This window comes from Pseudomonas sp. MPC6 (assembly GCF_006094435.1).
In the GTDB taxonomy this organism is placed as follows: Bacteria; Pseudomonadota; Gammaproteobacteria; order Pseudomonadales; family Pseudomonadaceae; genus Aquipseudomonas.
The window spans coordinates 5699513-5713302 of record NZ_CP034783.1 but is presented as its reverse complement, the minus strand read 5'-3'; the positions used below and the strand labels follow the sequence as shown (position 1 = coordinate 5713302).

Annotated in this window: 6 protein-coding genes; 4 read left to right on the top strand and 2 right to left on the bottom strand. The window is 58.9% G+C overall.

Annotated features, from left to right (window positions below; all coding sequences use genetic code 11):
* Positions 1 to 60: 60 nt before the first annotated feature.
* Together ELQ88_RS28485 and ELQ88_RS28480 are read right to left on the bottom strand one after the other, a co-directional pair.
* A complete protein-coding gene (locus ELQ88_RS28485) occupies positions 61 to 5037 on the bottom strand; it encodes an NEL-type E3 ubiquitin ligase domain-containing protein (protein ID WP_228761659.1) in 4977 nt (1658 codons plus the stop codon).
* A gap of 291 nt (positions 5038 to 5328) precedes the next feature.
* The gene (locus ELQ88_RS28480) at positions 5329 to 8466 is read right to left on the bottom strand and encodes a transglycosylase domain-containing protein (protein ID WP_138968998.1); all 3138 of its coding nucleotides are present in this window, start codon (positions 8464 to 8466) and stop codon (positions 5329 to 5331) included.
* A 626-nt stretch (positions 8467 to 9092) separates the two neighbouring features.
* Here ELQ88_RS28480 and ELQ88_RS28475 point away from each other — a divergent pair.
* From ELQ88_RS28475 to ELQ88_RS28460, 4 genes are all read left to right on the top strand, one after another.
* Entirely contained in the window at positions 9093 to 10514 is a 1422-nt protein-coding gene (locus ELQ88_RS28475; protein ID WP_138968997.1) for an amino acid permease, read from the top strand.
* Between the two features lie 210 nt (positions 10515 to 10724).
* Positions 10725 to 11099 (top strand): GtrA family protein, encoded by a 375-nt coding sequence (locus tag ELQ88_RS28470; RefSeq protein ID WP_128872652.1) that lies wholly within the window; start codon positions 10725 to 10727, stop codon positions 11097 to 11099.
* Positions 11096 to 12037, top strand: a complete 942-nt coding sequence (locus tag ELQ88_RS28465; RefSeq protein WP_128872651.1) for a glycosyltransferase family 2 protein — start codon at positions 11096 to 11098, stop codon at positions 12035 to 12037. Before ELQ88_RS28470 ends, ELQ88_RS28465 begins: the two co-directional genes overlap by 4 nt.
* A 1-nt stretch (position 12038) precedes the next feature.
* The gene (locus tag ELQ88_RS28460) at positions 12039 to 13547 is read left to right on the top strand and encodes a glucosyltransferase domain-containing protein (protein WP_138968996.1); all 1509 of its coding nucleotides are present in this window, start codon (positions 12039 to 12041) and stop codon (positions 13545 to 13547) included.
* Positions 13548 to 13790: the final 243 nt, after the last annotated feature.

Here is a 13790-nt window from a genome sequence, read left to right as displayed (position 1 = left end):
TGGATGACACTCAGGGCTGGCCAAGGGGCAATCCTTAACGACCGTAGCCTGTTGCGGTATTTAGATGCCTGCTCGTGTCATCGCTTCACGGGTCAGCTTTCTGGCCAACGCATTTCGTTCATGGCTGATGTCTGACAGCAGCCGATCATAAAGCTGCTCGGTCAACACTTCGTTTTCGGGAAGATTCAACTGTCTGGCCAGTTCTTTCAGCGCATTTTGTCGCGAGGCTAATTCCGCCTCGTCCTGAATGTTCGCCAGGCCCTCCTGGGCCAAGCGCAGATCTTCGACCAGATTCTGGCGCATTTCAAAAAGGTTATCGTTGGCCTCGAACCCGGCAGGGTGAGTACGCCGCAAATGGTTATCCCAAAACGGATTCTCGAATAAATCGATCATCACGTTGACCAGCCCGTCACCTTCTTCGAGGCTGATAATCGTATCGTAGGCGGTGTTGATCTTGGCAGTGTCTACGTCTGCTCTGGTCTGATAGAGCATGGCTTCGGATTGCCAGGGCAAATCCAGCCGCTTGGCCAGTCCCGTCTCGTACGCCAAGTGCACTTCCACATCATCGGGAGGAAGTAAACTCGTCTCCAGCAGGCGCCTCTCGTTCTGTCTGCCGATCTCGGCTCTGGCACTATCGTTTACTCGTTCAAGACGAGCAGCGCTCCTGGCCAGTTTGACAAGCATGGTTTCCAGATCCACGGTGGACGTCGACTCTGCACGCGCCTTCGACACCAATACTTTCATCCCCATGTTATTGAACAGTTGTGACCCGGCATCGGCGCAGGTCTCAGGGTGCCTGGCCTGTTTGAACAGCTCCTTGCGCAGCTCGGTGTCCAGTGAGGCGGCCTCGATCATCTCCCAGACCCGCTTGGAAAGTTGTTTGCGCGACTCAGGGTTCCTGTAATCCTGGCTATCTCTCTGCTTGCGGATGACTCTGAAAAAGTCAGCGGAGTCGGGTTCCGACGCTACATCGTGCCAGGACTCGGTCCGATAGGTTCCGACCCCGGTGGAGTAACTGTAGATTTGCGAGTCGTCCGGCAACGACCTCCACCAGGTGATCTCATCGGTCGCAGCCGGTTCGTAGACTTGTTCTGGAGCAAGGCCTACCGATTCGCGGTAGCGTCCCAGGCGAACTCGATCGACGTCGTGAAGCGTTCTGATATCGAGACGTGTGCGAGCCACGATCAGCGCATGATCGGAGCCAGGCACGACCTCGGGTACGGTATTGATCGGACTTCTCCGCAGGTCCAGATGAAATCCGCGGGGACGGGATTTCGCGCTCACCCCGTCCTTGAACAGGCGCTCCGGCCAAGCGTCGAGACCGGTCGTGCTCAGGCTCAGCACTTTCAGTCTGGGCATGCGACCGACATCCAGCGGGTGCATCAAGGGATTGACGTCGAGCCTTAGGGTTTCCAGGCGAGTGAGGTCTCTCAACTGGCCGGCGGACTCAGGGGTCAATACGATGCTGTTGTTTGACAGGCGCAAGGTTTCGAGCAGGCGCATTTTGCCGATACTGGGCGGTAGTTCGGTCAAGCGGCTGTAGCGGGCACTCAAATGACGAATGTGGGGGAAGTCACTCAACAGGCCATTGGTGCGAGGTGAAAAACGAGTGTTGTCCACGTTCAGCACGGTCACCTGGTCCAGGTATTTTTTGATGTTGGGTTGCTCACGCAGACTCGCCCACCAGCGATCGAGCTTCGGACCCAGGAACTCTTTGGACAAATCCAGCGTATAGCCGCTATCCGGATGGATACTGCGTTCGCCGAATGCCTCGCTTTTGCGTTGGAAACATTCAATGAGCCGGTCATGAATGTGACGTCCGCCATTGTCCATAAAGTCTCGAAAGTTACTGGTTGGCTCCGATAAATCCGAGCTATCCATAGAAGGATGTTGATCTTGACGCCACTTTTGCAGCGTTCCGCGCAATTCCTCGAATTCGTCCTTGAGCCGGTCAATGGCCTGATCGGGATCACCTTTGGCGCGCAAGGCCTCAACGAAGGTCTTTGCCTCCTGCTCACTCAATGTCGGGTACAGGTTTCTAACCCGCTCTTGCGGGGTCGTCGGGCTGGAAAACCAAGGCCATCGCCGTACCAGATTCTCGGTTTCAATACGGGCAACCGGGCGAACAGGCGGTTCTGCCATCACGGCTCTACGCTCGGCCGCCGGCGCGGATTTCTCTTTGATCCACAATTTCAGACGACTGCCCTGACCGGGCAGGTAACCCAATGCCGAGCGCTTGTCGTGCGGAAGGGCGCGCAATATCGATGTGTAGAATTCGCCGGCTTCATGGAGTTTGTTGTGGGTCCCGTCGAACACTTCGTACTGGCCATGCTCATCCCTGACCAGTCGTCGAACCGTAGAGGCATTAGCCGGCCCGACGCTGCAGCGCAAGGGGCCATCATCGGTGCCATCCATCACCTCGATGCGCAGGTCAGCGAAGCTGTCGGAATAGAATTTGAGGGTGTTGAGCGCCAGTCGCTCGGTCTCCGGCACCACCCGTTCATCGTCAAAAAAACCGTCATAGGCGCGGGCGATGTCGGCTTCGAAATTCATTTCCCGGGCCAGGGTCTTGATCCGCAGAGGCAGGCGATTTTCCTCGACCATGATCTGCCGCTCGGCTGCCGTGGCGTCAGTCAAGAGCGTCTCGGCCAGGGTGAGCGGCATGTCCGGGAACGTTTGCTTCAGCAGGCGGACCTCGGCCTTGCTTGACTGTTCTCCAGTCTTGTACAGGTAATTGGCGGTTTCGCGTTGACGTCCATCGACGGCATCCGCCAGTTGATCACGCAAGGCCTGGGGGCGATCGGCGAGCGGAACCTCGCGACCGAGCAAGGCCGTCATCTCGGTTTCAGTTAAAAAGCCCGTGAGGCGCTCAAAAAGGTTGCCGGACGTGAGATCGGCGAGGCTGATGCTCAGTGTATTGGCGTCCGTTGCATTCATGTTGCCGTACTGGCGCGAATTCCCTGTCAGGTCAGCCTCGCCAAACACCTTCAGCGCCCGTTCGGAAGGCCATCCTGGCAATACCGTAAGGATCGATTCAAACCAGATAGAACCTGGATCGATCGGTTGCCCCGCCCGAATGTTCGCACTCGCTGTCTGGACCTCGTCATACGCGGTGAAGCGCTTGATGGTGTCGGCGAGCACCGGTGGCGGCGGGGTGTTTTCGACGTGCATCCGGCGCAGCGCCGCCTCGTCTGTGCCGCTACCGATGCGGATCTGTTCCAGTTCAGTGGACGAAAAGCGATCGACGCGGTGTCCGAGGCGGCGCATCAGGGTTTCACCTTGCCAATCGCCCGGCGTCTCCACTTCGTGCACCCACGCGCCATGGCCATTGTGTTCCAGCCTGGGCGAGTAGGCTGTGGGGCGCGTGGGGTGCTTGATGCGGTGCGTGCTGGAGGTCGGCTCTGTCGAGGCTTTCTCGACGACATACACCTTGCCTTCCAGTGGCAGGATGTCCTGGTTGGCGTTTCGATGCAGGCCAAGCTCGTTGGGCTTGGAATCAGCCGGCAAGGTGAGATTCTTCTGTTCGTAGGGCGCCAGATCGGGATGCCACAGCGTCTGTTTTCCATTGGGCAGCTTGACGGATTTCATGCCTTCGACCAGCGGCGAGAGTTTGAGCTTGAACGCGCTGCCTATTTCAGCCCCCGCCCCGAATGCCGCCAGTTGAATGACATCCGTTACCACGCTGATCACCTGTTCTGCCGCTTCAAGGCCGAGGCCTTCGGCCAGGTCGACGATGCCTTCAATGACATCATGGGTCAGTTGATAAACGGTATAGGCCATCATCAGTTCGCCCAGTCCCGGTACGAACGGCGTGGCGACCAGCAGGGCCGCATTGAAAATGTCCGAGACGATTTTCTTGAAGTTGTCCCACCAGGCCCAGCGCGCCCTGGAGTCCGTATCGGCGGTGGACACGGCGATTTCCCGCGCGTCGTTGAGAACCTTGTTGAGCTTTTGCTGGTACAGGTGCGTCCAGTAATCCCTGGAAACCGGCAGGTGCTGGAACTGCAGGTGGGGGCGGGGCACAGGGTCCTCGCGCCAGGTTGGACTTTGATCCGTCGGATCGCTGTTCTCATGCCACCTGACGGTGACGAGGCGTTGATCGAGACCGCCGAAAAAATGCCCGCGCTGCTGCTGATCGACGAACTGACTGAAGAATTGTCGATAGCTCTGTTTCGATGAAGCGCCGACTTTGTCTTCGCGTAACTGGCGCGTCAGTTCTGTCATGAACGCTTCGGTCGAGTCGTATTCCTTGAGCGGGTGATCCGGATCATTGGGAACATAGGCAATGAGCCGTTGAATCCCTCGCCTATCCTTCACCGCAGGAATCAGCAGGAGAATGCCTGTCAGACGGGTCTCCATCATCGAAAGGTCGCAGCACAGCATTCGCCTGCCATCGAGCAGCAGTTGAGGTTCATCCTTCGTAAGTTCCAGGGTCAACTTGCAGGCGTCGTACTGGAGGTCCCCGGTGGTCAACGCCAATTGCGCGGCGGCGGTGAGTGCGTCTTTCAGGCTTTCAGTCACCTTGAGTTTCATGACGGCTTCGGCCACCGGTTCGCCGGGCAGCAGATAGCTTTCGAGGTGTGCCTTGTACAGCGCGCCGATGTCCAGTTCCCGGCAGAGCGCCTGGAACTGGCCGATGCTCATTTTGGGTTTTATCGCAACGACATCGAAGTGCCCGAGAGGGTCGGGTTTGGTGATGAACTGCGAGTCGGCATGGACCGTTTCGGTCGTGGCGAAGTTGTGCAGCGCCGCGTCCAGCAGGGAGACGGTCCGGGTAGTGACAGCGTCCGACACGTCAAGCGTATACCAGGGCAAATCCTTGGGCAGGTACAGGTGCAGGTAAGTCGTGCTGACGTCATGCTCGACTCCGTAGCGCTCCTTGAGCTTCGCCTGGAGCAGCGGCTTGGCAAACGAATGGACGTCCTGCAGATGTTCGAACAGTTTGTCGACCTGGTTTTGCGAACCCCAGGCCTTGAGGTTGGCGGCTTTGAGCTTGTCATGAAGGGAGGCGGGCGCGGTGGTGTACCACGGCTGCATCTTCAATGGCGTGGCTGCCAGGGCCAGGCCTCTGCCGAGGGTCGCGGATTTGAAGGTGTCGCTGGTGGTGTTCTTGATGAATTCGTAGTGCCGGCCCTTGTTGGGGTTTTGGGCAGGCGTGGAGACGTCAGACATGCCAATCATCCTTGATTGTTTTAAGAATGATCAGCCTACCTGTGGGGGCTCAAAACAAAAGCCTGGATTTCAGCGCTCAACCGGCGCTTTCAGCCTGTAATCCGTTGAATATTCGGATCTGAAAAATAACCGGATACCACCTGCTACCGGGTAAATTCAGCGTTGTGTAACCGGATTGGCTGCCGCCACGGACGAGCCCTCCACTGGGTGGCATTGTGAAGCGCTCCCCGGTTGCAGATACGGCGTGAGGATCGGCGCCATGCCCTTGAGCACCTGCACCGGCAACGCCGAAGTGAACTTGAAGGCTTCTGCCGTGCGCCCGGGCACAAATGCGGTCATGGTGCCAAAGTGGGTGTCGCCGATGTAGAACACGAAGGTCGCGGTGCGGTTGATCGATTTCGAGCTGAGAATCCGCCCGCCGGAACCGATGGCCTGGATACGGTTGTCGCCGGTACCGGTCTTGCCGCCCATGGCCAATGGTTTGCCATCGGGCGTGATGAAACTGCCGGAAACCCGTTTGGCCGTGCCGGCATCCACCACCTGCGACAAGGCTTCGCGCATGGCCGTGGCCACTTCGGACGGCATCACCCGTTTGCCGGCATCCGGATTATTGATCAGTCGGGTTTCATACGGGGTGTCCGCCGCGAAATGCAGGCTGTCGATGCGCAGTGTCGGCATCCGCACCCCGTCGTTGAGAATGGTGCCGATCAGTTCGGCCAACGCCGCCGGGCGATCGCCCGAGCTGCCGATGGCGGTGGCCAGTGACGGCACCAGGTGATCGAAGGGATAGCCGACTTTCTGCCAGCGCTGGTGAATGTCGAGGAACGCCTCGATCTCCAGCATGGTGCGGATGCGACTGTCGCGGGCGCCTTTGTGCCGGCTTTTGAACAGCCAGCTGTAGACCTCCTGGCGTTCGAACTGGCTGGCTTTGACGACCTGGCTGAACTTGGCATCGGGGTTGTTCAACAGATAGCCGATCAGCCACAAGTCCAGCGGGTGCACCTTGGCAATGAAGCCCTGGTCGGGCAGGTCATAAGAGCCGGGTCCGTAACTCAGGTACAGCCGCTCAAGACGTTCGTCGGTGAGTTTTTCGGTGAGTTTGGCGCCTGTGAGGTGCGAGCGCACGAAGCTGTTGAAGCTTTCCTGGTTGGCCTGGGGGAATAGATAACGATGCACGGCGGCCATGCGAATCGGCGTTGGGCGCATGCCGTCGAGAAAAGTCTCGAGTCGCGCCCGGGTGTCCTTGTTCTTGTATTTCTTCCAGAACTTCAGCAGGAACGAGGTGCCCTCACGGTCGGCGAACGAGGCCAGGTATTCCTGACGCCGCGGGTCGCTATCGTCCTTGAGCAGTTCGGCACTGTTGCTGGGACCTGAATAAGTGGTGTAGCGCACCAGATCGCGCATCAGCCGAATGAACGGCAGGTTGATCGACTCACGTATGGCATCGCGCAGCGTCGGGAGGCGACCGTTGTCTTCCTTGCGAAAGTTATTGAAGGTATGTAGCCCGCCACCGGTGAAAAAAGCTTCCCCGGGACTGGCGGAGTATTTACGGTCCAGCGCGGCGCCCAGCATGGCTTGCAGGTTGCGGTCTTTGTTCTGCACTAGATAGTCGATGGCCCAGCGGCTTAAACGGTCCTGGTCGGGGACATCGACTTTCTTCAGTTCCGGGACGCTCATCGTTGCGTATTTATCGTGCAGCTCGGCGATGATCTGCAAATAGGTGGTGAGCACGCGCATTTTTGCCGTGGAGCCCAGTTCCAGCTTACTGCCTTCATTGATATCGAACGGCTGGTCGGTGCTGTCGGTCTGCACCCGTACCCGCGAGCCGTCCGGGGTCAGTTCGAACAGGGTGAAGCTATAGCGCACCTGCGTGGTACTGGTGGGGGTCAGCAGGCGTTCGCCGATCAGGCCGATCTGTGCCGCGAAGACCGGGTCGGCCAGGTGCTTGAGATACTCGGTGGCCCTGGTTTGCAGCTCGCCTTGCAAAGTGCTGGTCGCCGAGAGATCGAGGCGGTCGAGGTCGTACAGCGGACGATTGAGCAAGCCGGCCAGGCGACTGCGTGCCACGCTGATGCCCTTGTTGGTTTCGATCGGCTGGATCGTGGGCTGGGTCTGCCAGTCGCGGTAGGTCACCTTGCTGGCCAATGCCGCTGCCGAGAGGGGCGCATCGATCACGCCATTCTGGGCCAGCAGGCGAATGTGGCTGTCGGTCAGGTCGGCCAGTTCTTCATGGCCCTTGGTCAAATAATAGGAAGGGCGGCGCTGGGCAATCATCAGCGACAGCATTTCACGCAGGGCCAGGCCTTTTTCCGCCATGCTTTTCGGGTCTGTCGCGGCGCTGGACAGCCGTTCGTTAGCCTCATTGAAGTCGGCGCCGTACCAGACGCGTAAACCTTCGGCCATGCCATGCACTTCACCGTGACCCGGTACGGCCGACAGGGGCACGCTGTTGAGGTAATCGCGAATCACATTCTGGCGGGCCACGAGCGTATCCGGTCCGGCCTGATAGGCGCGCACGCTGGCGGAAATCATCTGGCGAATTTTTTCCGCGCCCGAGACGGTCAAGCCATCGGGCGAGTGCCGGTATTTTTCAAGCTGGGTCGCCAGGGTACTGCCCCCCGCCGACTGGCCCGGCAGGTGCAGCAATTTAGCGACCTGGGACCATGCCGCCATGCCGAACCTGGGCCAATCCACGGCGGGGTTGGCCTGGGGCTGGCGAGGGTCGAGCAGGAAGCGGTTTTCAATGAACAGCAGACTGCTGACCACCACCGGCGGGATCGTCTCAAAGCTTGAGTAAAGTTGTTGCGGGTATTTGTACTGGTAAAGCGGTGCCGCCCGGCAATCGGTGATCGACAATCCCGCCTGGATTTTCTCGGGATAGGGCACGAAAAAGCCCTTTTGGCTGTAGTTCATCAGCGCCTCGGAAAAGCGGGTTTGCGAGGCAATGACGTAGTCACGCTTGAGCAGCCGTGGCAGGAACTCATCCAGGGAGCTGTAGCCCAGACGCAGATCGAAAGGCCCGGCGCCGGGGTAGTGAATGGCGTCGCTGGGGCCGGGTTGCACGTCATATTTCAGGGACGAGGCAAATTTGCTGACTTCCCGGGATTGAAACTTCGAGGTGCGCATTTCCTTGGCGGCCGCCAGCCCCACGACGATCGCGATAATCAACAGCAACAACAGGAACGCTCCCCAGCCGTGCCGGGAACGACCAGGTTTCTCAGGTAAAGGCGCTTCATCCACTCGTTCAGTCGGAACCACAGTTTTACTCGAATCGGTTTGCCATAACGCGCCCATAGTCGACTGATCCATTCCCGCAGATTGATCGGACTTGCTTGAAGCTTAGACGGTGGTTGGCGTTGGTGAAAAAATTGTGGACACCCAAATATCATGGATCCACTTTGATGTGTGGCGAGGGAGCCCTGTGGCGAGGGAGCTTGCTCCCGCTGGGCTGCGCAGCAGCCCCAACTCTGTTCGCAATTTATCTGAAAAACCGGACCTCTGATTTGCGCCTGCTGCGCAGTCGAGCGGGAGCAAGCTCCCTCGCCACAGGGGTATTTTCAGCCTGGAAGTATTGTTCCAGACGTCTTGAAGGGGAAATGCCGTCTGGATTTTGGCATGACGACGCACCAATGCTGTGCAATAATCCGCGCCGTTTTTACGGCGAATAATCCGACACTAGCCAGGTAATATTCCTCCGCAAACCGCCATTTCCCCGAGAGTTCTCGCTGAATGTTGTGGTTTATAGAGTGAAACCCCCTGCGCGAAGCTTTTTATACTGCACGCCCCGCGGATCTTGCAGGTTTTGTCCTGCAAGACGGTACTGCCCACGAAGCAGGTCCGGTTTCAAGCAAGCAATGGCTTATCGGTCAGCGCTTCGGAACTCGGTGGTCATATCCAATAACAAGACGAGGTTGTACCCCATGCCAGTCGGCAATCACCTGCCCCACGGCGAGACCGCTCAGGGCGGCCCGCTTAAACGCGAACTCGGCGAACGGCATATTCGCTTGATGGCGCTCGGTGCCTGTATCGGCGTCGGCCTGTTCCTCGGTTCGGCCAAGGCCATCGAAATGGCCGGCCCGGCCATCATGCTGTCCTACATCATCGGCGGTCTGGCGATCCTGGTGATCATGCGCGCCCTCGGCGAGATGGCCGTGCACAACCCGGTCGCCGGCTCCTTCAGCCGTTATGCCCAAGACTACCTCGGCCCCTTGGCGGGCTTCCTCACCGGCTGGAACTACTGGTTCCTGTGGCTGGTGACCTGCGTCGCGGAAATCACTGCGGTGGCGGTGTACATGGGCGTCTGGTTCCCCGACGTGCCGCGCTGGATCTGGGCGCTCGCGGCGTTGATCAGCATGGGCTCGATCAACCTGATCGCGGTGAAGGCCTTCGGTGAATTCGAGTTCTGGTTCGCCCTGATCAAGATCGTCACCATCATTGCGATGGTGGTGGGCGGTATCGGCGTGATTGCATTCGGCTTCGGCAACGACGGCGTGGCACTGGGGATTTCCAATCTCTGGGCCCATGGCGGCTTCATGCCCAACGGCGTGCAAGGCGTGTTGATGTCCCTGCAAATGGTGATGTTCGCCTACCTCGGCGTCGAGATGATCGGCCTGACCGCCGGGGAAGCAAAGAACCCGCAGAAGACCATTCCCAGCGCAATCGGCTCGGTGTTCTGGCGGATTCTGCTGTTCTACGTCGGTGCGTTGTTCGTGATCCTGTCGATCTACCCGTGGAACGAAATCGGCACCCAGGGCAGCCCGTTCGTGATGACCTTCGAGCGTCTGGGCATCAAGACCGCCGCCGGCATCATCAACTTCGTGGTGATCACTGCCGCGCTGTCGTCCTGCAACGGCGGCATCTTCAGCACCGGGCGCATGCTCTACAGCCTGGCGCAGAACGGCCAGGCCCCGGCCGGTTTTGCTACCACCTCCAGCAACGGCGTGCCGCGCCGTGCGCTGCTGCTGTCGATCGGCGCCTTGCTGCTGGGCGTGCTGCTCAACTACCTGGTGCCGGAGAAAGTCTTCGTCTGGGTCACCGCGATTGCCACCTTTGGCGCGATCTGGACCTGGGTGATGATCCTGCTGGCCCAGCTCAAGTTCCGCAAAGGCCTGAGCGCCAGCGAACGTGCCGGCCTGAAATACAAGATGTGGCTGTTCCCGATCAGTTCCTACCTGGCGCTGGCGTTCCTGGTGCTGGTGGTGGGGCTGATGGCCTACTTCCCGGACACCCGCGTGGCACTCTATGTGGGACCTGCGTTCCTGGTGCTGCTGACGGTATTGTTCTACGTGTTCAAGCTGCAACCGACCAATGTGTCGCAAGGCGCGGTGAGTTCGGCTGCATAAGTAGTCGATACGCTTGAAATGCAAAAGCCCCGGTCGAGAGATCGGGGCTTTTTGCATTCAGTAGGATCAAAAGATCGCAGCCTGCGGCAGCTCCTGCAAAAGCAGACCGCGTGCATTGGCCAAGGAACCGCTGGTCCGAAAGAGCGCCGGGCCTGTGATTTCTGACAGTAGACAGGTTCAAAGCTTTATGACGTGAAACGGAGGGGCACCATGAGGCTCTTGTGGAAAGGATTTTCCAGCTACACGGTGGTCGGGGTTGCCAATACGCTGATCCACTGGCAAATTTTCTTCCTGCTGAGTGAGGCAGCCGACTTCAGTCAGGCCATGAGCAACCTGGCAGCCTTCTGCGTTGCCGCCTCGTTTTCCTTCTACATGAACGCGTTGTACACCTTCGATGCCAAGGCCTCGGTCGGCGGTTATCTTCTATTCTTGGGAGCCATGGGGGCCCTGAGCCTGGGCGTCGGCCATGCCGGTGACGTATGGCGGTTTCATGGTCTGCTGACAGTGGCCCTGTTTTCAGCCTTGAGCCTGGTGCTGGGTTTTCTGTTTTCGAAATACGTGGTGTTTCGCGAGCGTGAGCAATGAAAATCTCGTTGATCGTCCCGGTATTCAATGAGGAACAGGCGATCGACCTGTTTTATCAAGCGGTGCGGCGTGAGTTGCAACTGGAACAGGTCGAGTTCGAGATCGTGTTCATCAACGATGGCAGTTCCGACCGCACGGCCGAGCAGATCAAGGCGCTGGCGCAAGCCGATGACCAGGTATTGCTGATCAACTTCTCGCGTAATTTCGGCAAAGAGCCGGCACTGTTCGCCGGCCTGGAATATGCCAGCGGCGATGCGGTGATCCCGATGGATGTCGACCTGCAGGATCCGATCAGCGTCATCCCGCGGTTGATTGAACAATGGCAGAAAGGCGCCGATGTGGTGCTCGCCAAACGCCGCGATCGCACCGCCGACGGCGTCCTGAAACGCCTCAGCGCAGCGCTGTTCTACCAGGTGCTCAACCGTATCGCCTACACCCGGATCGAAGAAAACGTCGGGGATTTCCGACTCATGGACCGCAAGGTGGTCGATGTGATTCGCACACTGCCGGAACATCAGTTGTTCATGAAGGGCGTGCTGTCGTGGGCCGGGTTCACCACGGTGGTCGTGGAGTACGAGCGCGCCGGGCGAGTGGCGGGAAGCAGCAAGTTCAATGGCTGGAAACTGTGGAACCTGGCGCTCGAAGGCGTGACCTCCTTCAGCACGGTGCCCTTGCGGTTGTGGACCTACATCGGTGGCGGCATTTCGATCTTCGCGGTGCTCTATGCGGTGTACATGGTGCTGGACAAGATTTTCTTCGGCAACAGCGTCCCCGGTTACCCGTCGTTGATGACCGCGATCCTGTTTCTCGGCGGCGTACAGCTGATCGGCATCGGCATCCTCGGCGAGTACGTGGGCCGCATCTACATCGAAGCCAAGCATCGGCCGCGCTATGTGGTCAAGGACATCGTCGGCGGCAAAAACCGGCTCGGGCTTTAGCATGGGCCGGTTCAAGCGACTGGTCAGCGAAGAACTTGGACGCCGTCAGGTCTGGCTGTTTTTTCTGCTCGCACTGCTGGTGTACGTGCTGCCGCTGATTCTCGCCGACTATCCGTATATCGACGACAACTGGCGTTCGCTCTCGGCGGGCATGGCCTGGGCGGAGGAGGGCCGATTGTTCACCGAGGTGTTTTACAACCTGCTGACATTCAGCAGCAGCGCGCCGAACCTGTTTCCGTTGCCGCTGTTGATTGCCACGCTGGCCATGGCCGCGGCGCTGACCCGCCTGACCTTTCATTACTACCCGCAGCCGACGCTTGCCTGCTGCCTGGTGGTGTTGCCGCTCTGGTACAACCCCTTCTTCCTGCAAAACCTGTCCTATCAATACGACGGCCCCGCCATGACCTTGAGCCTGGTGGCGGTGATCTACGCGATCACTTTTCGTCACCCCTCGCGCATTCTGCAGTGGCTGGTGCCGTCCTTCCTGGTTGCGCTGGCGCTGGGGCTGTACCAGGTGAGCTTCAATGTGTTTCTCGGGCTGTGTTGCCTCGAGGCACTCAAAGGCGCCAATGACCGGCTGGCCTGGCCGCAGTGGTGCGGTGTGCTGGGCTGGAAAATGGCTCAGGCGATCCTTGGTTGTCTGATTTACGCCGTCAGTGCTTATCCGTTCACCCAACACAATCGCACGTCGCTGCTGAACTGGGCGGCGGAGCCGCTGCTGCAACTGCACATCAACATCGGTCGGGTGCTGGAAAAAATCGTGCTGCTGTTTCATGGCGGATTGGCCTGGGTGTTCGCCGGATTGCTGCTGTGCGCCGTGGCCGGCGCGATTCGGCTGGGGTTCAAGGTCGCGACGCGTCAGGACAGCCCGGTGAAGAACCTGCTGGTCGGCCTGGTCTGTGTGCTGACGGTGCCGGTGGTGACGCTGCTGGTGTCGGGGATGGCGCTGTTTTTTCGCGATTTCAATGAAGGGGCCAGGACGCTGATGGGGTTCGCGGTCCTGTTGCTGTTGTTGTTCTATTTGAGCCACCTGGCGTTGGTACACATCCACGAGCGGCTGCCGCTGCTGCTGGTGATTCCCCTGTTGGCGATGCTGTCGTTGTCGTATGCCTATGGCCGGGTGCTGACGGTGCAGAAAGTCTTCGCTGCCAGCGCGGCATCCAGCATGGCGTACGACATTGCATCCCGTCGAGAACTGCGCGAGGCCAAGCGCATCTACCTGTCGGTGACCTATTCCGATCACTGGCTGGTGGGGGCTGCGGGCTCGTTCAAGCAGATGCCGGTGTTGCACTACCTGCTGAACATCGACTTTTTGGTGTTGGCCGAAAACCTGCCGAAACTGGGCATCACCAACGTGGTGTCCGAACGGGATCGACGCAACGCAACCCGGGTGGGGTATCAGGGTTACACACCGTTGCTGGAGAACCAGTACTACCGGATTTATCTGCTGGGCGACTACGGCTTTATCGTCATGAAAGAGCCGGCCCGGATCAAGGTGCTGCACTGGTGAAGCGCGATGGTCAGTGGCTCACCACTCAATTGCCCGATCGAGCGTTGACCTGAAACGCTTGCCTACCTGTCAGTTGTGACAGTAGACCGGCACTCGCGCCGGTTCTACCCTGAGGTCGTCGAAACGCAGGCAGGAAAGTGTCATGAAGGACTTGGGGAAAGGATTCTTTTGCGACACGGTTGTAGTGTTTCGTGGGCGCGAGTCATGAAGATTTCATTGATCGTTCCAGTCTTCAATGAAGAG

Bases quoted from the DNA above. Each gene is read 5' to 3' on its own strand.
- ELQ88_RS28470 (WP_128872652.1), top strand. From the start codon at position 10,725: ATGAGGCTCTTGTGGAAAGGATTTTCCAGCTACACGGTGGTCGGGGTT.
- ELQ88_RS28480 (WP_138968998.1), bottom strand. From the start codon at position 8,466: ATGGGCGCGTTATGGCAAACCGATTCGAGTAAAACTGTGGTTCCGACT.
- ELQ88_RS28460 (WP_138968996.1), top strand. From the start codon at position 12,039: ATGGGCCGGTTCAAGCGACTGGTCAGCGAAGAACTTGGACGCCGTCAG.
- ELQ88_RS28475 (WP_138968997.1), top strand. From the start codon at position 9,093: ATGCCAGTCGGCAATCACCTGCCCCACGGCGAGACCGCTCAGGGCGGC.
- ELQ88_RS28485 (WP_228761659.1), bottom strand. From the start codon at position 5,037: ATGCAGCCGTGGTACACCACCGCGCCCGCCTCCCTTCATGACAAGCTC.
- ELQ88_RS28465 (WP_128872651.1), top strand. From the start codon at position 11,096: ATGAAAATCTCGTTGATCGTCCCGGTATTCAATGAGGAACAGGCGATC.